We start from the raw sequence: 20,118 nt of genomic DNA on the forward strand, positions 1-20,118 counted from the left end.
CCGTCAGGCCGCGGACCGCCCGGCCGCCTCGCGGCACAGGGCAGTCGCGTCCCGGACGATGACGTTGACGAGGGTGGGCGACACCCGCAGGCGCAGGGCGATCGCCTTCTGCGGCTCGTCGCCGAGGCGATGGGCCAGGAACACGTGGCGCGTGCGCGCGGGCATGGCCCGCAGGCTGCGGGCGACGGCGCGAAGCGACTCGCGCCCCTCCAGGCGCGCGTGCGGGCAGATCCCGGCCTCGGCGACGGCCTCGGCCTGCAGGTCCGACCCGGCGGCCGCGCGCTCGCGGCGCGCCCGCCGCGCGTGGTCGGTCGCCTGGTTCAGCACCATCCGCCGGAGGTAGAGCCGCGCATTCTCGACGAGAGGATGGCTCTCGACGCGGACGGTCTTGATCGCCACGTCCTGCAGCACGTCCTCCGCGTCGTGACGCGAGCCGACGATGCGTTGCGCCAGCCTAACCAGTGACTCGCGCTCGGTGATCAGCGCCTGAAGCAAATGCGCCCCACTCATTGGCACAATTCCATCTTCAAAAGAGATTTCCAGACGAGCTGTCGCGGCCATAGAGACCGTCGGCACCGCTCTCAGGCCGTAGGCGTCGCGTTATTCGCGAATGAATTTCAGGAAGTCAACTGTATAATACTCTCATAATTATTGGGATAATTCTAGATTTGATCGCGAGGCAACCGATTTGATTAGATTTACAATATTTCCATCGTGGCCCGCCGGGCCGGAATCGATCGCATCGCCCCGCGCCGGAGCGGGCCTGGCTGTCCGCCGGAGGCGCTGAAGGGTCCGCTTGGCCGGATGGCGGTCGCGCGCCGACGGGCGCCATCGGCCCGTTCTCGGCCATGGTTCTCCGCGGGGGCCCGCCGCGGATCGGATCTTCAACTCAGCGGATCATCCCGGGCGAAGCCCGCACGGCCGCGTCCCGTGCGCGGCCGGCACGATCGTCATCCGTCGCCCTTCTCGGGCCTCCGGGCCAAAACATTCACACTTCGCCGGATGAAGCGCGGGTTTCTCCTCTCCCCGCGTGCGGCTACCGTGTGCACACAGCGATCGAAAAACCGCACCATATCAAGACGATGGTCAATTCCGCCGGCGGACCTCCGGACAGCGCTGTGACCGGTCCTTGGCGTCAGCTGGGCAGTGGTTGGCATGACAGCGCGAGACTTGCTCACCGTCGATGAGGCTGGTGATCAGCACCTATCCTCCAGCGGGACGTTGTCAAACCACTGCATCAGCTCCAAACAATGGCAGTAAATCCGTCTCCTCATGCTGAGGTGCGACCGAAGGGAGCCTCGAAGCACCCCGGAACGGCCTATCCAAGTCTCGCTTCTCTTGGATCCACCGTCAGGGGTGCTTCGAGGCTCCCTTCGGTCGCACCTCAGCATGAGGAGTGTTGTATCTTCCAGAAGCGTTCTGCTGATCAGCCGGCTACAGAGATGTGTGCACACGGTAGCCGCGTGCGGGGAGAGGGCATGCTCACGGCCCGAAGTGTGAATCCGCAAGATCCTCCGGGCCACAGGCGAGCGCGACGGCCATCCCTGGATCGCAGGATGGCGCCACGGGGGGCCGGTCTCTCACGCCTCGGCCTTGCGGGCCGTGATGTAGGCGTAGCTGGCGACGCTGCGCCAATCGCGGCGCACTGCGAGCGCGTCGAAGGCGGCCGAGAGCCGCTTGAGGCCCGGCACGGCGGGGAAGTAGGGCGTTCCGTAGAACGGCACGACCTCGACCTCGCCGAAGCCGAGGCGGCGCAACCGCGGCGCGAGCACGGCCTGGCTGGCACGGCACCACGCGTAGTAGGCGGGGAATTTCGGAATCTCGTCGGGGTTGCGCGAGCGGTCGAGCAGGCGCAGGGCGCGGCCGGTCAGCCCGTCGGGCAGCAACCGGTTGAGGAGGAACGGGGGGGAGTACAGGGTCGGCACGAAGGCGAAGCCCACGCCCCCCGGCCGCAGCAGCGCGTGGACGTTCCGCCACGCCGTCTCGGCGTCCTTCACGTGCTCGAAGACCATGCGGGAATAGACGAGGTCGTAGGTCTCGCCGAGGAGGGCGGCGTCGAGGGGACGCGCCACGTCGAAGACCCTGACATCCATGCCGGGCGGGGCGTAGCGGAGTTCGGCCGGGTCGATGTCGTTGACGGTGAGCGCGAATCCGAGCCGCTCGGTCTCGGCGCGCGAGAAGAACGGGTGGCGCCCGCCGCCGATCTCCAGCACGCGGTGGGCCGGAAGGGCGCGGATCAGCCCTTCCAGGGTCGGCTTGAGGCGCGTCCAGGCGGCCTCCGTGCGGCGGGGCAGCCTGTCGCTCCCGACGAGCTCCGCGAGGGTCGCGGCGCGGGCGGGCCCGTCCCCGACCCTCTCGGCGAGACTGGCGCTGAGAACCATGGCGGTCTCCCCTGTCTGGTCGGCGGACGGGATCCGGGCGCCGGACCGCCCGTCCGCAAGTCTGCGTGCAGGAGACGGCGTGTCTCGGAGCGCAACAAGTCAGGAATATCCGAGACTTCGCGGCGGCGGCGGCGTCCCGGACGCCGCTCCGCGGGCGGGATCCGGTGCATTCCGTACCCCGACGAGGCACCGCGCGACGTCGACGGACCGCCGGGCCGGGACATCAGCCCGAATTGGATGACGACGCGATCGACTGCCGCCTGGCGATCATGGCATCCGAGCCCGGATCCAAAGTCTTTCCGGCTGGCTTCGGCCATGGATCAATGCGCGAGGGTCAAACAATACAGTCAGAACAGTTCGTGCCTTCCACGCTCTCTCAACGTGCAGGCGCCGCCGCTGCAATTCGATTCATGAACCAGCCGCGCTGTGGCGACCTGCGCGCTTATCCACACCCTTGTGGGCGACCGGACCCGCTTCGCGGCGGATCGGCGGAGAGGTCGGCCCTCCCGACGGTCGGGCGGCGCGCGGCGCCCATCCACCTCCCTGGTCCGGACGAGAACCGCGTCGGCCGAAAGAGAGCCGGAGAAAGGGGGGCGTCGTCGCGCGAAGCCGCGACCCTCTCGGGGTCCGGCGCCGCGTGCGGGGTCAGCTGTAGACGCGCACGTGATCGACCCAGAGGTCGTAATAGCCGGACGGCGGCACCACGATCGGCCAGTCGTGGCTCATGGCGAGCGTCAGGAGCATGAAGAAGGGCGAGACGCGCTCGCGGCGGAAGAGCCCCGTCCGCATGGTCTCGGTCCCGTCGAAGGTGAAGACGATCTCGTCCTGCGTGACCGTCACCCCGTAATCGTGGAAGCCGAGCGCCGCATCCGGCAGGCCGGTGACGTTGCGCTGCTGCCGGCGGTAGCCGGTGCCCTTGGCGGCGGGCGGCGGCCAGTCGTGCGTCGTTGCCACGTAGGAGGTCGTCGCATGGCCGTAGCCCTCGAAGACGTCGATCTCGACGGCCCCGGCCTCCTCGCCGGCGCGGATGCTGGCCTGATCGAGGAGCCAGAAGGACGACCACGCCCCGGGCCCGGCCGGCAGCATCATCCTGGCCTCGAAATGGCCGGTCCGGAAGGCGCCGCTGGCCAGGCCGTCGGGAAAGGCCGAGGAGAGCTGCCCGCTGACCCAGGTCCGTCCCCAGCCGCGGGGATCCTGAAGGTCGGGGCAGTGCCGGGCCCGCAGCCGCAGGAACCCGTCGAACACCCCGTAGACGTCGCCGACCGGCTCGGGCGCGAAGAGGGCGGCCCCGAATTCCTGCCCGTCCGGCTTGGGCCCGAGGAACCACCGCTCGCGGGAGAGCGCCGTGAAGGGCTCGGCCCAGATCAGGCTGCGCCCATGGGCCGGGTGGCCCGGCGGGCGCTCCACGGGCGGCGAGGCGTCCCTCCCGTCCTGCACGAAGAGATGGACCCGCAGGTTGAGCGCCACCTTGAAGGTGTGGACGTCCGGTGGCGCGTCCCAGGCGTAGACGTCGACGACGAGGGGGCCGCGGGCCGCGCCGGTCAGGTCGACCATCGCGGCGAAGCGCCCCTCCGCATCCGGCACGGCCATGGTCCAGGCGCCCGCGATGACGATCGCGACGTTGCGCATGCCCGGGGCGATCCCGGTGAAGCGCACGCGCTCCGCCCTCACCCGCATGGCCTCGTCGGCGATGCGCGCGGTGAAGGGCTGCGGGCCGAGGAGCTGGTTGTAGGTCGCGACGCCGGTCGGGCCGGGGCTGAGGAGCTGGAGCGCGGGGCCGGACGGCGGCCCGCCCTCCCCCAGCCCCGCGGCGGCGACCGGGCGCAGGGCCGGGGCGCCGGCGAGGCCCGCGGTTCCGAGGAGCCGCAGCAGGGTGCGCCGCGCGAGCATGGGGACCTCCACGGCGTCAGGCGCCGGTGAGGGGAGCGGCTGGCGCTCCCCGCTCCATCCCGACCCCCCGCCCGCCCCCCCGCGCGGGCGAGGCCCGGCGCCGGGCGGGAAGCGTCGGCGCGGCCGCGAGGGCGGCGCCCACGAAGAACATCAGGCCGAGATCGATCGACGTGGCGGCAAAGCACGCCGCGACCGAGGTCGCCAGGCAGGCCGAGCCGGCCGCGCGGCGCACCGCCCGCAGGTCCGGGTCGGCCTCCGAGAAGGGCGCCGCGACGCAGCCGAGGAAGAAGAGCGCGTAGGTCGCGGTGCCCAGCGCCCCCAGATTCGACAGCGCCACCATGGCGATGCTGGAGGCCCGGGTGCTGCCGATGCCCGCCCCGAGCGCGTTGGTGTCGAGGAAGTTCTTGAACGCCTGGGTGTTCCAGCTCCCGCGCTCGGCCGCCGAACTCGTCGAGCCCTTCCTCAGGACGAGCTGGTCGAGGAGGTCCCACACGGTCGCGGAGGCCGTGTCGCTCAGGCCGATCGCCGCGAGCCCGCTCACCAGGAGCAGGGGGCCGACGACCAGGAACCGGAACCGCGCGCGCGGCATGCGCCCGGTGACCATCTGGGCGAGGCTCGCGACGCCGAGGATCACGCCGTAGATCGCCACGCTCGCGTAGGCGGTGGTGGAGGTCGACAGCAGGAGTGCGGCGAGGAGGCAGAGGGCGAGCGGCCCCGCGAGGCGCGACGGGTAGCCGTTGAGCCAGAGATTGGCCGAGAAGGCGAAGAGGAACAGCGTCGCTGCCGCGTAGGCGGAGGCCTCCGGGAAGGATCCGACGAGCCGCTTGATGCCGATCACCTCGGCCGTGTCGAGCATGCGGTAGGTCGCGTTGCGCATGAACGAGAGCCACTCCGCGGTCCCGGTCATGAAGGTGACGTAGTCGAGCGCCCCGAACGCGATGTCGGCGACGCCGCAGATCAGGAGCGCCCGGGTCAGCCAGGTCTTGCCCTCGCGGTCCGACGTGAAGGCGACGATGACGCAGAAGCACACGAGGTCGCCGATGAAATAGGCCGTCTGCGTCAGGTTTCCGCTCACCGGGGCGAGCGGCGTGAGGATCAGGCCGGGCCCCGTATCGGTGCGCGCCACCGTGAACACGTAGGTGGCGCCCTCCATGAGCCGCGGGACGAAGGCCGCCGCCAGCGCGCCGTACAGGGCCGTGATGAGGAGCCAGAAGCCGGGAAGCGGCCAGGCGAGCGCGGCGATGGCCCGGCGCGGAAAGGGCCTGCGGAGGGCGATCAGGATCAGGAAGCCGAGGAGGAGGTGGGCCGGCTGGAGGTTCGCCGACCCGAGCGCAGTGAGGACCGAGGCGGCGGCCGCCCCGAGCAGCGTGGCGAAGGGAAACAGGGTCAGCGCGACGCGCCGGCCGCCGGCGAGGCAGAGGAACCCGGCCAGGACCGTGGCGAGGCCGATCCACTCGAAGGTCATGCGCGGGCCGGGCTCACGCCGACCGCGGCACGGCGTGCAGCCGCGGGGCGCCCGGACGGGCCTCGGCCTCCGGCCGGAGCGGGGCGGCGGGCGGGTTCCGCTCGAACACGTAGTCGACGATCCCGTCGCCGGGGGCCTCGACCGGCCGCTTGACCACGAACGCGTCCTCGCCGGTGCGCGCGAGGTAGCGCCGCACCAGGGTGGCGCCGATCCGGTAGTTGTTCGGCAGCGCGGCGGCGGTGAAGCCGGCGGCGCGGAACCGCGCCACGTAGTCCCGCGACTCGGGCGCCATCTCGACGACGAGCGTGTGGAGCCGGGGGAAGGCGGCGAGGTTCTCCAGGATGTCGCCCAGGATCGGCCCCTCGGAACCCTCGACGTCGATCTTGATCAGGGCCACGTCGGCCGCGGCCTCGCCGAGGAGCGCCGAGAGGGGCCGGCCGGGCACGGCCGTGCGCCCGCCGCCGCCCGCCGGCCGGATCGTGTTCGCCCCGATGTTGCGCCGGCTGGTCTCGACGATCTCGACGAGGCAGGATTCGCCCGTGGCGGCCGCGTTGATCGGGGTCACGGTGGTGCAGCCGTTGAGGGTCAGGTTCCGGACGAGCTCGCGGTAGGTCACCGGCGAGGCCTCCACCGAGGTCACCCGCCCCTCCGGCCCCACCAGGTGGGCAGCGAGCAGGGTCACGTAGCCGACATTCGCGCCGACATCGACGACGCTCTCGCCCGGCCGCAGCCGCTGCCCGAGGTAATGCGTCAGGTTCGGCTCGTAGATGCCGAAGAAGTAGACCCGGCGCTGGATGAAGTCGCGGATGTCGCAATGCATGCGCGCCCCGAAGGCCGTCCGGCCGATCCGGTCCGGCCGGATCCAGCCGCTCACCCGCATGACCACCCGGGACAGGACGTCGACGGTGTCGACGAGGGACTCGAACCACACGGATTGCCTCCTGGGTCGGGGACGGGAGAGGGGGGCGGCGGCGCGCCTCACTCGGCGGCGGGCGCGAGGACGCGCGGCGACGGGTGCGGCAGGCTCGGGGCGGAGGCGGAGAGCACGGAATCCAGGTAGGCGCCCATGCGCTCCGCGAAGATCCGCTCCGAGAACCGCTCCGCGTGGCGCCGGATCGCCGCGGGGTCGAAGGGCATCCGCGACAGCCGCGCCTCCGCGTCGATCAGGGCGTCCACGCTCTGCTCGTGGAAGAACAGGCCGGTCTTCCCCTCGACCACGGTCTCGGTGGCGCCCCCGCGCCCGAAGGCCAGGACCGGGCGGCCGCTCGCCATCGCCTCCACGGGAACGATCCCGAAATCCTCCTCGCCGGGAAAAACCAGGGCGCGGCACTCGGCGTAGAGCCGCCGCAACTCCGGGAAGGGCTGCGGCCCCAGGACGGTGACGGTCGGTCCGGCGAGGCGCCGGAGCCGGTCGAGCATCTCCCCGCCGCCGACCACGACGAGGCGCCGCCCGAGGCGGTTATAGGCTTCGACCGCCAGGTCCGGACGCTTGTAGGGCACGAGTTCGCCGGCCAGGAGGTCGAAGTCGCCCGGCCCGGTCCCGACCGTGAAATCCTCGACGGCGACCGGCGGCGGGATCACGGTCGCCTCGCGCCGGTAGTAGCGGGCGATCCGGGCCGCGACGGTGGCGGAATTCGCCACGAAGTGATCCACGCGCTGGGCCGACAGCGCGTCCCAGTTGCGCACGTAATGCGCCGCTGGAAGCATCGCCCAGCGGGTGAGGCGGCCCGCGTCCCGGCGATAGTCGTGGAACATGTTCCAGACGTAGCGCATCGGCGAGTGGCAGTAGCAGACGTGGACGGAGCCGGGCGGCGGGATCACGCCCTTGGCGGGCCCGGACTCGCTGCTGAGGATGAGGTCGTAGCCGCGCAGGTCGAGCTGCTCAAGGGCCAGCGGCATCAGCGGCAGGTAGCGCTTGTAGAGCGTGGCGGCGCGGGGCAGCGACCCGATGAAGGTCTGCGTGACCCGGTGGCGCCGGATCACCGGGCTCACCGCCTCGGGCCGGTAGACGTGGGTGAACAGGTCGGCCTGCGGGAAGAGTCGGCAGAGAGCTTCGACGACTTTCTCGCCGCCGCGCATGCCGACCAGCCAGTAATGCACGATCGCGACCCGCATCCCCGTCCCTTCCTCGCGCCGCGGCCCCCGGAGGAGGTCCGGGGCGCCGTCTCGTTCCTCGCCGGCCCGCGCTCGGCACGGGCCGGGCGGGCCTCGCGCCGGACGGTCGCGGCTCCCGCGCAGATCGGCCGGTCCCTGCCTCCCGACGCCACCCGGATCGGGAGGGTCTGCGAGCCGGCCGGCGCAAGAGAAGACGGCCTCAGCCCCGGTCGGAAGCGGCCGGTTCCGTGCCGCTCATGAGACTAGGGCAGTCCTCTCGGACCGATCTACATGGTTTCGCCTTCGGTCTTGTCGGATTTTTCCCGACAACGTTCGGCATTGCCTCACTTCCCAGCCGCAAGTGCTTCGGCGACGGTCGGACGACCGCGGCACGGACGGGAGGACGCGGATGCCAGAAGCCGGAGAGTGGCCGACCATCGTGTCCTGCGACGTGTTCGACACGCTGCTGCTGCGCGATCTCTCCTGCGAGACCGACCGCTTCGCGGCGGTCGCGCACGAGGCGGTCGGGCGGATCGCCGCGCAGAGCGGGATCGCCGTCGACGTCGAGGCCGTGCTGCTCGCCCGGCTCGCCGCCCACCACTTCGCCTACCGGGCGCTCGACGCCCTGCATCCCGGCGGCGAGGTGCGGTTCGGCGACCTCGCGGACGCCATGGCGTCGATCCTGGGCCTGGGTCCGGCCGGGGCGGCGATCATCGCCGACGCGGAGATCGCCGTGGAGGCCTCGCACCTGCGCCCCAACCACCAGCTCATCGCCTGGCTCCGCGGCCAGGCGGCCGCGGGGGTTCGGATCATCGCCGTGAGCGACACGTGGCACGACGCGCAGACCATCGCGTACCTGCTCGACCGGGTCGCCCCCGGGAATCCAGTGGCGGCGATCTACACCAGCGCCGATTGCGACGCGACCAAGCGCCGGGCCGGCCTGTTCCGGCACGTGCTGGCGACGGAGGGCGTCGGGCCCGACCAGATCCTCCACATCGGCGACGATGCGGTGGCGGACGAAGCCCAGGCCAGGGCGGCGGGCCTGCGCACGAAGCGGGTCGTCCGGTCGGGCTTCGTGCGGTTCGGACGGCGGACCGGAACGCTCTGGGCGCGGATGCGCCGCCCCGTCCCCCTGCATTGAGGTGCGCGCAGCGATGACAGATCCCATAGCGCGCGCCGCGCAGGGCGGGGAGGACGGCGCGGCGGCCCACGCCTTCGGGCGTCGCGTGCTCGGGCCCATCCTGGCCGAGTTCGCGGTGCGGCTGTGGCTCTTCCAGCGGGTGATGCCGCGCCGGGAGGAGGCGTGCCTGCTGTTCTGCGCCCGCGGCGGCCTGCGCCTTCACCTCGTCTACGCCCGGGTGCTCGCCCGCACCGGCCTGCCCGCCCTGCTGCCGGCCGCCGACCTGATGGTCTCGCGCCTCGTGGCGGCCCGGACCGTGATGCCGGTTCCGACGGCCTCGCTCCTCGATGAAGTTGGCCGGGAATTCGCCGGCCGGCCGATGCGCGAGGTCGCCGCTGCGCTGGCCCAGGTCGGCGATCTGGGCCTCGGCCCGGCCTGGGACGCGCCGTTCGACCGGGAGGCGTTCGCCCGGCTCGTCGGGGAGCCGGAGGCCGCGCGCCTGCGCGAGGCGGTGCAGGTGCAGGACCAGGCCTTCCGCCGGCACCTCGCGGCGGCGACCGGCGAGCGGTCGACCGCGGTCCTGTGCGACACGGGGCTCTACGGCAGCACCCTGCGGCTCCTGCGCGACGGCGTCCCGGCGCACCGATGGGTCGCGGTGCACTTCGCGCGCTGCAACTACAAGGGCTATCCGGCCCCGCATTTCGCCGCGACCGTCGGGCTCTGCGTGGAGCGGGACGGCTACGCCCCCTGGAACGCGCGGACCGGTGTGCTGCGGTTCTGGCACCTGATCGAGGCGATGCTGGAGCCGGACCTGCCGAGCGTGCGCGTCTTCACGGACGGGCCGCTCCCGCGCGCCAACCTGGAGCGCGAGGGGTGGCGGGACGCGGTGCCGCCGACGCGCCCGGGCCTGTTCTCCGGCGCGCTCGCGCATCTCGACACGCTCGGACCCGGCGATCTGGCGCGCGTCGGCCCCGAGGCCGAGGCGGCGTGGCGCCGCCTGCGCCGGGCGGTGACCCGGCCGGGCCCGCGGGAGGTCGCGGCCCTCGCGGTGGCGGACCGCTCGCGCGATTTCGGCCGCGCCGAGACGGTGCCGGCCTTCGGCACCGGCGCGGCGCCGATCCGGGCGAGCCTTTGGCGCGAGGGCGCCCTGCGCCAGCGTCATCCCCGGTTCGCGGCGCCGGCGCTGGCGCTCCTCGAACTCGGCCACGCGGGCCGTGCGGTCCTGCGCGAGGCCGGCTCCGCCCGCGCCGCGCCCGCCCCCGACCCCGCCTCCCCCCTGCTGCCGCTCGGGTCGGTTCCCTGAGCGTCACCGCCCTTCCGCGGACCGTGAGGCCTTGAGCGATGAGGATCCTCCACCTCGCCAACCACTGCGACGATGTCGGGAACGGCATCATGAACGTGGCGGTGGACCTCGCCTGCTGCCAGGCCGCGGCGGGCCACACGGTCGCGCTCGCGAGCGGCGGCGGGGGCAGCTTCGCCCCCCTCCTCTGCGCGCACGGCGTCGAGACGGTGCATCTGCCCCAGAACTGGCGCCGGCCGCTCGGGTTGCCGCGGGCCGTCGCGGGCCTGTGGTCGCTCGCGCGGCGCTTCCGGCCCGACGTGGTCCACGCCCACATGATGACCGGGGCGGTGCTGGCCCGGGCGGTGCGGGGCGGCGCCCCCTGGGGGCTCGTGACCACGATCCACAACGACTGGCAGCGCAGCGCGGTGGTGATGGGGCTCGGCGACAGGGTGATCGCGGTGAGCGACGCGGTGGCGGCCCGCATGGCGCGGCGCGGTATCGCCCGGGAACGGATCGACGTGGTGCGCAACGGCGCCGTCGGCTCGCCGCGCCGGCCGCCCCGGACCGGGCCCCGGGCCGATCTCGGCCGCCCCGCGCTCCTCACGGTGGCGGGCCTCTACGACCGCAAGGGCATCGGCGACCTGATCGCGGCCTTCGACCGGCTCGCCGACCGGCACGCCACCCTCACCTTGACGATCGTCGGGGACGGGCCCGAGCGGTCGCGCTTCGAGGCGCAGGCGCGGGCGAGCCGGGGCGCCGACCGGATCCGCTTCACCGGCTTCGTCGCCGACCCGCGGCCGTATCTCGGCGCCGCCGACATCTTCGTCCTGGCGTCGCGCGACGAGCCCTTCGGCCTCGTCCTGGCCGAGGCGAGGGAGGCGGGCTGCGCGGTGGTCGGGACGCGGGTCGGCGGCATCCCGGAGGTGCTGGAATCGGGGCGGGCCGGGCTCCTGGTGCCGCCGCGGGATCCGGTGACCCTGGCCGATACCCTCGACGGGCTGATCTCCGATCCCGCCGCGCTCGCCCGCTGGCGGCAGGCCGCGCGGGAGGGACTCTCGTGGCTCGACGTCCGGCGGGCCGCCGCCGAGACCGTGCAGGTCTACGAGCGGGCCGCGCGGGCACGGCGCCCCCGCCCGTCGGCCCCGATCCCGGTCGGCGGCTGAGCCGATGGCCGGACGCTTCGCCCGCAACTCCGTGTTCGGCACCCTCGCGGGTCTCGCCACGGCGCTCGGCAGCTTCCTCGGCATGGTCGTCGTCGCGCGCCTGCTCGGCCCGGACGGCACCGGGACCGTGGCCTACGCGCTCTGGATCCTGACCCTGGCGGTGACCTTCTGGGACCTCGGCATCCACCAATCCCTGTGCCGCTTCCTGCCGGACCTCACCGCCCGCGGCGAGGGAACGGAGGCCGACGCGCTGGCGGCGTGGCTCCTGCGGCCGACCCTGGGGCTCGCGGCGGCCGGGACGGGCCTGTTCGTCCTGCTCGGCAGCGGCGACCCGTCGGGCGCACCGGCGGGCGGGACCGCGAGCGCGGGGTGGGGCGGAACCTGGTCCGCCATCGCCGCAGTCTTCCTCCTGCAATTCCTCGCCAGCTTCGGGATCGGCCGCCTCAAGGGCCTGCAGCGCTTCGACTGGGCGGCCGCCTGCACGGCCGCGGGCCTGCCGCTGCAGCTCGCGGCGGTCGCCCTCGGGGCGTGGTTCGCGGGAGCGGACGGCGCCATCGCGGGCTACGGGGCGGCCAGCCTGCTGCCGCTCGCCGCCTGCGCGGGCGCGCTGCGCCCGGGGGCCGCGCGGCTCGACCGGGTGCTGCGGACCCGCGTGATCCGCTACGCCCTGTACTCCTGGGGCGCCGCCCTCACGGCCGCGATCGTCTGGTCGCGCCTGGAGATCTTCTTCCTGCAGCGCTATTGCGGCTCGGAGGCCGTGGCGCTGTTCACGATCGGGTTCACCTTCTCGAACCTCGCCGCGCAGGGGCCGGTCCTGCTGACGGGCGGGCTCCTGCCCTATTTCGCGGAGAATTACGGGCAGCAGCGCCGGGACCGGATCGCCAGCGCCTACGCGACCGCCACGCGCCTCCTCGCGTTCCTGCTGTTCCCCGCCTGCCTCGGCCTCGCGGCGATCCTGCCGGTGCTCCTCCCCCTCGTCTACGGCGCGGCCTACGCGGCCGCCGTCCCGGTGGCCGCCATCCTGGTGGTCGGCGCCGTGGCCGGGGCGACCGGCGCCGTGGGCTCGCAGATGATCTACGCCCACGAGCGCAGCGACTTCATCTTCGCGAGCGGCCTCGTGGGCGCGGCGCTCACGGTCGCGGCCGGATTCCTCATCGTGCCGCGCTTCGGCATGATGGGCGCGGCGCTCGCCCGAATGGCGATCCACGGGGTGATGGTGGGGATCGGCGCGTGGTTCATCACCCGGCGCTTCGGCTACCCGCTGCCGCTGCGCGCGCTCGGCCGCCTTCTGCTGGCCGCCCTCCTGTCGGCCGCCGCCGCCGGCGCCGTGATCCGGGCCGCGCCGGTGCCCGCCGCCCTCCCGGCGGCGATCGCGGCCGGGATCCTGGCCTACGCCCTCGCCGTTCGCCTCCTGCACGCGCTCCCGCCCGACGACACGGCGCGGCTCAGCGCCCTCGCGAGCCGGCTCCCCGGACGCGCGCGGGGGCCGCTCTGCAACCTGATCGGTCTGCTCTCCCCCCGGCGGGCCTGACCGGTCGGGCATCCGTCCCGCGATCCAACGAGAAGGCCCACCGATGCTCCACGATCCGATCCGCCTGTTTCGCGCCCTGCGCCGGCGGCTCCTGCGGCTGACCCCGTTCCTCGACCTCCAGGTCCGCTACGACGCCATCGACCGCCCGCAATTCGCCTACGGGCTCTACCTCGCGGCCCGGCAGGCCCGGGCGCTCGGCCACGAGGCGATCAGCGCGATCGAGTTCGGGGTGGCGGGCGGGAACGGCCTCGTCGCCCTCGAGACCGCGGCGGCGATCATCGGCGCGGGAACGGGCGTGCGCATCGACGTCTACGGCTTCGACACCGGCACCGGAATGCCGCCCGCCCTGGACTATCGGGACGCGCCCTTCCTCTGGCGCAGCGGTCAGTTCCGCATGGACGTCGAGGCCCTGCGCGCCCGCCTGCGCCGCGCGCAGCTCCTCATCGGCGACGTCGCCGCCACCATCGAGCAGTTCGTCGGCAACGACCCCGCCCCGATCGGGTTCGTCTCGTTCGACATGGACTACTATTCCTCGACCATCAAGGCGCTGGCCCTGTGCGACCGTGGCCACGAGCGGTTCCTGCCGCGGGCGATCTTCTACTTCGACGACATCGTGGGCGACGACAGCGAATTGCACTGCGAGTTCATCGGCGAGCTGCTGGCGATCCGGGAGTTCAACGCGGCGCATCCGGACATGAAGATCGCGCCGATCCACGGGCTTTCGGCCAAGCGCCCGATCCCCGACCACTGGCACGCCAAGACCTTCGTGCACCACCGCTTCGCGCATCCGCGCTACTGCGACTTCGTGGGCGAGCGGGCGGATTGGCAGATGCCCCTGCGGCCCTCCCGCGCCTGGGCCTGGGCGTGGCGGTCGGCCTAGAGCCTGTCATCGCCCGCACCCAGCTTTTAGGTCCAATGCCACTCGACCTGCGCGGCCGCGCGCCGCTCGGCGAGCCAGGCGGCCACGATCTCCTCGCGCAGGGCGCCGCGGGTCTCCTCGTCGAGTGCGGCCGGGGCGCGGCCGAGCACCTCGACGAGGCGGAGATTCCCCCCGGACCCGAACGGCCCCAGGATCGCCCCGGGCGGCGCCTCCCGCACGGCCTCGGGCAGGCGATGCGCGAAGCGCGTCGCGAGAGCGCCCCCGAACCGGGGCAGGTCCGCCCCCTCCGCGACGGCGCAGGCCGCCGCCGCCAGCCCGACCTCGCGCGCCTGCGCCAGGAGCGCCGCGGCCGCCGGGGCGTCCAGGCCCTCGACCTCGATCAGCCGGACCCGGTCCCAGCGCCCCCGCTCCGCCTCGAAACGCGGGGCGATCTGCGGCTCGGCCAGGGCGTCCTTGAACCGGCGCACCTCCACGGTCAGCGTGAGCAGCGCCTCGAACTGCTCGGCGTTCAGCCCGCTCTCCTCCAGCCAGCGCAGCATGTCGGCGGCGGCGTGGAGGCCGCGCGCCGCCCGGAAGCGGTCGGCCGCCTCCTGCAGCTCCGCGGCGCCGACCTCCGGCCCGTCCTGGCGCAGGGCGGCGAACAGGATCTTCTGGTCGATCAGGTCCGAGACGAGGTCGGGATGGGCCTGCGCCGAGACGCGCAGCTGCCGCAGGGCCTCCTGCACGGTCACGCTCTCGCCGTCGACGGTGAGCACGGCGTTCGCCGCCCAGTGCTGCGCCTGCGCCACCAGCCAGGGCACCCCGTCATCCGCCCGCCAGCACAGGCCGAGCGTCCCGCCCTCCGGGTCGTCGAGCATCAGGTCGTACTCGATCCGCGCCGAGCCCGGCTCGCGATGCACCATGAGCTGCGGGCGCAGGTCCGGCCGCGCCGCGCCCCAGGCCGCGATCCGCGCGCGGGCCTCCGGCACCCCCGCCCGGCCCGGCGGAAGGTCGCGCAGGAGTCGCGCCGCCTCGCGCAGGGTGAGGCCCTCGAAATCGTCCCGCATGCCAGCCCTCCTGGTCCCGCGCCTCAGCCGGACGCGCCCGTGAGATGGTCGATGACCGCCTCGGCGATCGGCAGGCCGGTCAGATCCTCGATCCAGCCCCACTGCCCGTTGGGGTTGATCTCCAGGAACACGTACTCGCCCTCCGGGGTCAGAATCAGGTCGACGGCGCCGTAGCTCAGCCCGAGCTCCCGCATCAGGCGCAGGCAGCGCTCCGCCACCGGCTCCGGCAGGGCGTGCGGGCTGTACCGGACGGTCTCGTCGCTGACGTGGCGCCAGTCGTGCCGCGTGGCGCGGTGGGCCTGGGAGCCGATCTCGACGGCGAAGACATGGGTTCCGACCAGGGTGACCCGGAGCTCCACGCGCTTGCGCACGTAGCCCTGGAAGATCACCGGCGCGTGGCGCACCGAGCGGACCGCGAAGGCGTCGCGGCGCGAGACCGGCCGGGTGTAGCTGACGACGTGGTCCTCGCCGTCGAGGCTGAGTTCGAAGGGCGCGAGCGACTTGCTGACGAGCCCGTCCCCGTGCGTCCCGATGAAGGACAGGACATCCTCCGGGTGGTTGGTCACGAGCGTGTCGGGCAGCCGGAAGCCGAGGCGCGCCGCGAGGGCGAGCTGCAGGATCTTGTTGCGGGCCCGCCGGTCCACGGCCGGCGTCGCCGGCAGCCAGCGGCAGTCGAGGGTGTCCCAGAGCCCGGCGAGGAAGCGCTCGCCGACGCTCTCGACGAAGGCGCGGTGGGTGGGATCGGTGACCGCCGGGCCGGCCCTCGGCTCGCCGGGGCGGCGGTTCCAGACGCCGGTGACCGCCGAGAGGTCGTGCGCGCGGCCGTCCACGTGCAGCACGCGGCGCACCACGCCGCCGCCGTCGAGGGCGATGCTGATCTCGGCCTCGCCGGGATAGCGGGCCGGATCGAACCAGAGGTAGGGGATGCCGCGGGCCTCGAGCTTCGGGACGACCATGGGCACGTGCGCGTCATCGGGGCGACTGAGGATGAGCAGCATCGGCGGCCTGCCTCTCGACGCGCGAACAGTCGAAACCCCGCCCCGAGAAGATGTCGTCCCGCGGGCCGGCCGAACCGGGGCGTGCTGCCCAGTCTTCGCAAAGTGCCACTCCGGCCCCTCACATGCAATCGTTCGGCAGGCCAGCAGACGTCGTGGTGATGGTGAACGAAGGGGCCCGACGGGACCGGATCGCTCCCCCCCGTCAGGCCCACGGAAGGATGCTCCCGGCCGGCTCAGCAATCGTCGCAGCAGCCGCCGCTGCAGGTGGCGCGGGCCGACATCCGGCCCCCGGCCACGAAGAGCAGGTCGTCGTCGGCCAGCGCGCCGGCCTCGACGCGGGTGCGCCCCTTCTCGTCGGACGCCTCGGTCCGCGCGGCGAGGTCGCGGATCGCGATCTTGTTGAACAGGCCGGAGGCGCGGGTCTGAACGGTCTTGCTGGTGGTGGTCATCGCTCGATCTCCATCGATGTGAATTAACTGGATTTCCTGCCCGAATGGGCATGTTTTCGAGAGCCCGCGGCGACCAATCTCCCGATCTTCCGAAGTCGTTTCGGGCGCCAGCTCTTGATGTGATGGTGTAGATTCCCGGGACCGGACTTGCGGTGCACTTACGCACCCCCGGTGTCCGCCGGCCTCGCGGCCGAAACCGGCACCGCGCAGGCCCGGCGGTCGGGGCGGACCCGCTCCACCCTGCGACCCGATTCGACGAAGCCCTTCGGGGAGGCCCACCAGGGCGCCGATTCGGGACAGGTCGAACGGATTAAGCTCCGCGTTCTTCCGAATCGCAGCGTTTTATGGCAATTTCGAACGCAGAAATGTTGCTAGACCGAGTATCGAATCGCTACCTTGATTGATGCTGGACGCATCGTTGACCGCGGAAGTGCGCTAGAGGCAGTCCAACGTTAGTCTTTCGTTCACTTTTTTATACGCACAAACGAGAGAACTAGCAGCATTCGCAGGTTCTCGATGTCGGTCGGCGGCAGCAACAGTCTCGTGCTCCGGATGGCGGAGGACGCCTATCAGGGCGACGCGCTGGTGGAGGTGTTCGTGGACGGACAGCGAGTCGGGGATGCCCGCGCGGTCACCGCCCGGCACGCCGCCGGCCAGTGGCAGGACATCACCTTCACGGGTGACTTCGCGGCGGATCCGCAGAGCGTGGAGGTCCGCTTCATCAACGACGCCTGGGGCGGCACCGCCGACGCGGACCGCAACCTCTACGTCCAGAGCCTCGTCCTCGGTGACCAGACCTTCCAGGCCACGGCGGCGACCAACCACGCGGGCGGGACGGTCGGCGGCGCGGCGGCGCTGATGTCGACCGGTTCCCTGGTCTTCGACACCGCCGTCCAGCCCGCGACGCACAGCCTGACCTTGCGCGTGGCCGAGGACGCCTACCAGGGCGACGCGATGCTGGAGGTCTGGGTCGACGGGCAGCGGATCGGCGACCGGCAATCCGTCACCGCGCGCCATGCGGCCGGCCAGTGGCAGGACATCACCGTCACCGGCGCCTTCGCGGCGGACCCACACTCCGTCGAGGTCCGCTTCGTCAACGACGCCTGGGGCGGCACCGCCGATACCGACCGCAACCTCTACGTCCAGAGCCTCGTCCTCGGCGACCGGACCTTCCAGGCCGCGGCGGCGACCAACACGGCCGGCGGGACGGTCGGCGGCGCGGCGGCGATGCTGTCGAACGGCAGCCTGACCTTCGACACCACCGCGCCGGCCCCGCGCAGCCTGACGCTCCGCGTGGCCGAGGACGCCTACCAGGGCGACGCGGTCATGGAGGTCTATGTCGATGGGCAGCGCGTCGACTCCCAGGCGGTCACCGCCCGGCACGCCGCCGGCCAGTGGCAGGACATCACGCTGACGGGCGCCTTCGCGGCGAACCCGCAGAGTGTCGAGGTCCGCTTCGTCAACGACGCCTGGGGCGGCACCGCCGACACCGATCGCAATCTCTACGTCCAGAGCCTCACGATCGGCGGAACGACCCTCCAGGCCGCACAGGGCCGCAACGGCGCCGGGACCACCAGCGGCGGCGTCGCCGCCATGATGTCGAACGGCAGCCTGACCTTCGACCTCACCGCGGCGGCCGGCGCAGCCGCCGCGCCGGCGGCGCCGGCGGTAGCCGACCCGGTGTCGGGCGGTCCGGTCACGGGAGGGCCGGGCCAGGTCGCGGTGGCGGACCCGACGGGTCCGGGCCTCGCCCTCCTCGGCGTCAACCTCGCCGGGGCCGACTTCGCCGCCGGCAAGCTGCCCGGGATCCTCGGCACGGACTACACCTACCCGACCACCCAGGAACTCGACTACTACGCGTCGAAGAACCTCAACGTCATCCGCCTGCCCTTCCTGTGGGAGCGTCTGCAGCCCGTGGAGGGCGGCCCGCTCGCGACGAGCGAACTCGCCCAGATCGACGCGGTCGTGTCCGCGGCCGCGAGCCGGGGCTTGAGCGTGATCCTCGATCCGCACGATTACGGCTCGGGCTACGGGAACGCCATCGGCAGCGCCGGCACGCCGAATTCGGCCTTCGCGGATTTCTGGGGCAAGCTGGCGGGCCACTTCGCCGGCAGCCAGAACGTCATCTTCGGGCTGATGAACGAGCCGAACGCGCAGAGCGCCACGCAGTGGCTCGGCTCGGCGAACGCCGCGATCGCGGCGATCCGCGGCGCCGGGGCGACGAGCCAGGAGATCCTGGTCCCGGGCGCCTACTGGGACGGCGCGCAGAGCTGGCTGAGCAGCGACAACGCCGCGGTGATGGGCACCGGCGTGGTCGATCCCTCGAACAACTACGCCTTCGAGGTGCACCAGTACCTCGACGCGGACAGTTCCGGCACCCACGCGGGAGTGGTCTCCTCGACGGTCGGCGTCGACCGCCTGACCGGCATCACCCAGTGGGCGGAGGCGACCCACAACCGCCTCTTCCTCGGCGAGACCGGGGTGGCGCAGGACGCCACCAGCCTCCAGGCCCTCGACGGCATGCTCTCCTACATGGACCAGCACGCGGTCTGGCAGGGCGCGACCTACTGGGCGGGCGGGCCCTGGTGGGGCGACTACATGTTCTCGATCGAGCCGACCGGACTCGGGACCGGGCACGTCACCGACAAGCCTCAGATGGCCGTCTTGGAGAAGTACGCCCCGTGACGTAGGTTCGCGCCCCCGGCCGCCCTTCCGCCGGCCGGACCCGAGTCGCGATGCCCGTCTCCCTTCCCCAGCACTTCCGGCAGGCCGTCCGGCCGGGCCTGTCGCCGCTCGGGTTGCTGCGCCTCCTGGCCTGTGCCTGGCGTCTGCGCCGGCTCGAGGCGGCGATGGCGCGGGCGCAGGCGGCGGGCGAGGCCGGGCGGCTGACGGACCTCGCCGAAAGCTGGGTAGCGGCGCACGAGGAGGCGGCGCGCCGGTTCGGCATCCCGGTGCCGCCGGAGGTGCCGGCCGCCCGGGCCGCGCTCGACGTCTGGCTGCGGCGGGACCGGCCGCGCCTCGACCGCGAGATCCGCCGCCTCGCCTGGGCCGAGGCGCGCGAGCAGCGCGCGCACGAAGCCGGCGACGCCCGCGCCGCGGCGGCGGCCCGACGCCTCGGGCAGGCGGCCTGCGACCGGATCTCCGCCCTGTCCCGGGAGATCGACGGGCGCTGACGCGGCCGCGGTTGCCGCTCCCGCGAGGCGCGTGATAGAGCGGAGCCTCCCCCGCACAATGCTGAATGGCGAGACGCGGGCTGCCGTCGCTCCGCGGTCCCGTCATGGTCCTGCTCGCATCCCTCGTGGTCCTCGTGGCGCTCGGCGCCGGCATGGCGCGGGTCTGCCCGTTCCTGCCGATGCTGCTCGCCAGCGTGCTGGTCTATCTCGGATCGGCGATCGGCCTCGTGCTGTGGGGCGAATCCCTGCTGCGGGCGCTCGGGCTCGCCGTCCTGGCGCTCGTCGCCCTGCAGGTCGGCTACGTGGTCGCGGGCGTCGCGCGGGAGGCGCTGACCGGCCGAGTCACGCGCGCCGATCGCGGCCGGACCGGGACGCTCCCGACCGGGCGGCGCGGCTCCGGGGAGCCGCCCCCGGGGCTGCGCTAGAGCATTTTCCGACGAAGTGGATACCGGTTCGTCGCAGAAAATGCGCAAAAATCATAGACCTAGAGCAGTGTCCGATTGCAACGTGATCGGATACTGCTCTAGGGACTGTCCCGCCGCGCCGCGGACCGATCCGGGATTGGACGCACGGCTTGGTCGAACGCCGTCCGCAGGCGTCGCGGGCCGAGCTGGGCGGAGCCGGCTCCGGGGTACGACGGTCCGGC

The 20,118-nt window shown here is 72.8% G+C and carries 17 protein-coding genes; 8 read left to right on the forward strand and 9 right to left on the reverse strand.

Going from position 1 to position 20,118, the window contains the following annotated elements; all coding sequences use genetic code 11:
• Positions 1-3: 3 nt before the first annotated feature.
• The 6 genes from ACW9J6_RS24625 to ACW9J6_RS24650 form a co-directional block, all read right to left on the reverse strand.
• On the reverse strand, positions 4-510 hold the full coding sequence (locus ACW9J6_RS24625; protein ID WP_457119078.1) for a sigma-70 family RNA polymerase sigma factor: 507 nt from the start codon (positions 508-510) through the stop codon (positions 4-6).
• A gap of 1,070 nt (positions 511-1,580) precedes the next feature.
• Positions 1,581-2,381 carry a class I SAM-dependent methyltransferase gene (locus ACW9J6_RS24630; protein ID WP_457119079.1) on the reverse strand — a complete coding sequence of 267 codons (801 nt, stop codon included), beginning with the start codon at positions 2,379-2,381 and terminating at the stop codon, positions 1,581-1,583.
• Between the two features lie 645 nt (positions 2,382-3,026).
• Positions 3,027-4,271 (reverse strand): glycoside hydrolase family 16 protein, encoded by a 1,245-nt coding sequence (locus tag ACW9J6_RS24635; protein WP_457119080.1) that lies wholly within the window; start codon positions 4,269-4,271, stop codon positions 3,027-3,029.
• 16 nt (positions 4,272-4,287) lie between these two features.
• Entirely contained in the window at positions 4,288-5,736 is a 1,449-nt protein-coding gene (locus tag ACW9J6_RS24640) for a hypothetical protein (protein WP_457119081.1), read from the reverse strand.
• 13 nt (positions 5,737-5,749) lie between these two features.
• On the reverse strand, positions 5,750-6,667 hold the full coding sequence (locus ACW9J6_RS24645; protein ID WP_457119082.1) for an FkbM family methyltransferase: 918 nt from the start codon (positions 6,665-6,667) through the stop codon (positions 5,750-5,752).
• 47 nt (positions 6,668-6,714) lie between these two features.
• Entirely contained in the window at positions 6,715-7,851 is a 1,137-nt protein-coding gene (locus ACW9J6_RS24650; RefSeq protein WP_457119083.1) for a glycosyltransferase, read from the reverse strand.
• Positions 7,852-8,239: 388 nt separating this feature from the next.
• Here ACW9J6_RS24650 and ACW9J6_RS24655 point away from each other — a divergent pair, with 388 nt between their 5' ends.
• The 5 genes from ACW9J6_RS24655 to ACW9J6_RS24675 are packed head-to-tail and all read left to right on the forward strand — an operon-like array spanning position 8,240 to position 13,806.
• Positions 8,240-8,971, forward strand: a complete 732-nt coding sequence (locus tag ACW9J6_RS24655) for an HAD family hydrolase (RefSeq protein WP_457119084.1) — start codon at positions 8,240-8,242, stop codon at positions 8,969-8,971.
• Positions 8,972-8,984: 13 nt separating this feature from the next.
• Positions 8,985-10,253, forward strand: a complete 1,269-nt coding sequence (locus ACW9J6_RS24660) for a glycosyltransferase (RefSeq protein ID WP_457119085.1) — start codon at positions 8,985-8,987, stop codon at positions 10,251-10,253.
• Between the two features lie 38 nt (positions 10,254-10,291).
• Complete coding sequence (locus ACW9J6_RS24665; RefSeq protein ID WP_457119086.1) at positions 10,292-11,395, forward strand: glycosyltransferase family 4 protein; 1,104 nt, start codon at positions 10,292-10,294, stop codon at positions 11,393-11,395.
• A 4-nt stretch (positions 11,396-11,399) separates the two neighbouring features.
• Positions 11,400-12,926 carry a lipopolysaccharide biosynthesis protein gene (locus tag ACW9J6_RS24670; protein WP_457119087.1) on the forward strand — a complete coding sequence of 509 codons (1,527 nt, stop codon included), beginning with the start codon at positions 11,400-11,402 and terminating at the stop codon, positions 12,924-12,926.
• A gap of 43 nt (positions 12,927-12,969) precedes the next feature.
• On the forward strand, positions 12,970-13,806 hold the full coding sequence (locus tag ACW9J6_RS24675) for a hypothetical protein (RefSeq protein WP_457119088.1): 837 nt from the start codon (positions 12,970-12,972) through the stop codon (positions 13,804-13,806).
• Positions 13,807-13,832: 26 nt separating this feature from the next.
• On the opposite strand, the gene ACW9J6_RS24680 is transcribed toward ACW9J6_RS24675, so the two are convergent.
• From ACW9J6_RS24680 to ACW9J6_RS24690, 3 genes are all read right to left on the reverse strand, one after another.
• Positions 13,833-14,852, reverse strand: a complete 1,020-nt coding sequence (locus ACW9J6_RS24680) for a TIGR04500 family putative peptide maturation system protein (protein WP_457119089.1) — start codon at positions 14,850-14,852, stop codon at positions 13,833-13,835.
• A 23-nt stretch (positions 14,853-14,875) separates the two neighbouring features.
• On the reverse strand, positions 14,876-15,850 hold the full coding sequence (locus ACW9J6_RS24685) for an MvdC/MvdD family ATP grasp protein (protein ID WP_457119090.1): 975 nt from the start codon (positions 15,848-15,850) through the stop codon (positions 14,876-14,878).
• Between the two features lie 233 nt (positions 15,851-16,083).
• Positions 16,084-16,299: a hypothetical protein gene (locus ACW9J6_RS24690; protein ID WP_457119091.1), complete on the reverse strand. Its 216-nt coding sequence runs from the start codon at positions 16,297-16,299 to the stop codon at positions 16,084-16,086.
• 516 nt (positions 16,300-16,815) lie between these two features.
• Between ACW9J6_RS24690 and ACW9J6_RS24695 the strand changes: the two genes are divergently transcribed.
• The 3 genes from ACW9J6_RS24695 (at position 16,816) to ACW9J6_RS24705 (ending at position 19,897) form a co-directional block, all read left to right on the forward strand.
• Positions 16,816-18,984 carry a carbohydrate-binding domain-containing protein gene (locus ACW9J6_RS24695; protein ID WP_457119092.1) on the forward strand — a complete coding sequence of 723 codons (2,169 nt, stop codon included), beginning with the start codon at positions 16,816-16,818 and terminating at the stop codon, positions 18,982-18,984.
• Between the two features lie 50 nt (positions 18,985-19,034).
• Positions 19,035-19,472, forward strand: coding sequence for a hypothetical protein (locus tag ACW9J6_RS24700; RefSeq protein ID WP_457119093.1), 438 nt, complete (start codon positions 19,035-19,037; stop codon positions 19,470-19,472).
• A gap of 104 nt (positions 19,473-19,576) precedes the next feature.
• Positions 19,577-19,897, forward strand: a complete 321-nt coding sequence (locus tag ACW9J6_RS24705) for a hypothetical protein (protein ID WP_457119094.1) — start codon at positions 19,577-19,579, stop codon at positions 19,895-19,897.
• Positions 19,898-20,118: the final 221 nt, after the last annotated feature.

The sequence above is a fragment of the Methylobacterium sp. JK268 genome, from assembly GCF_054052225.1.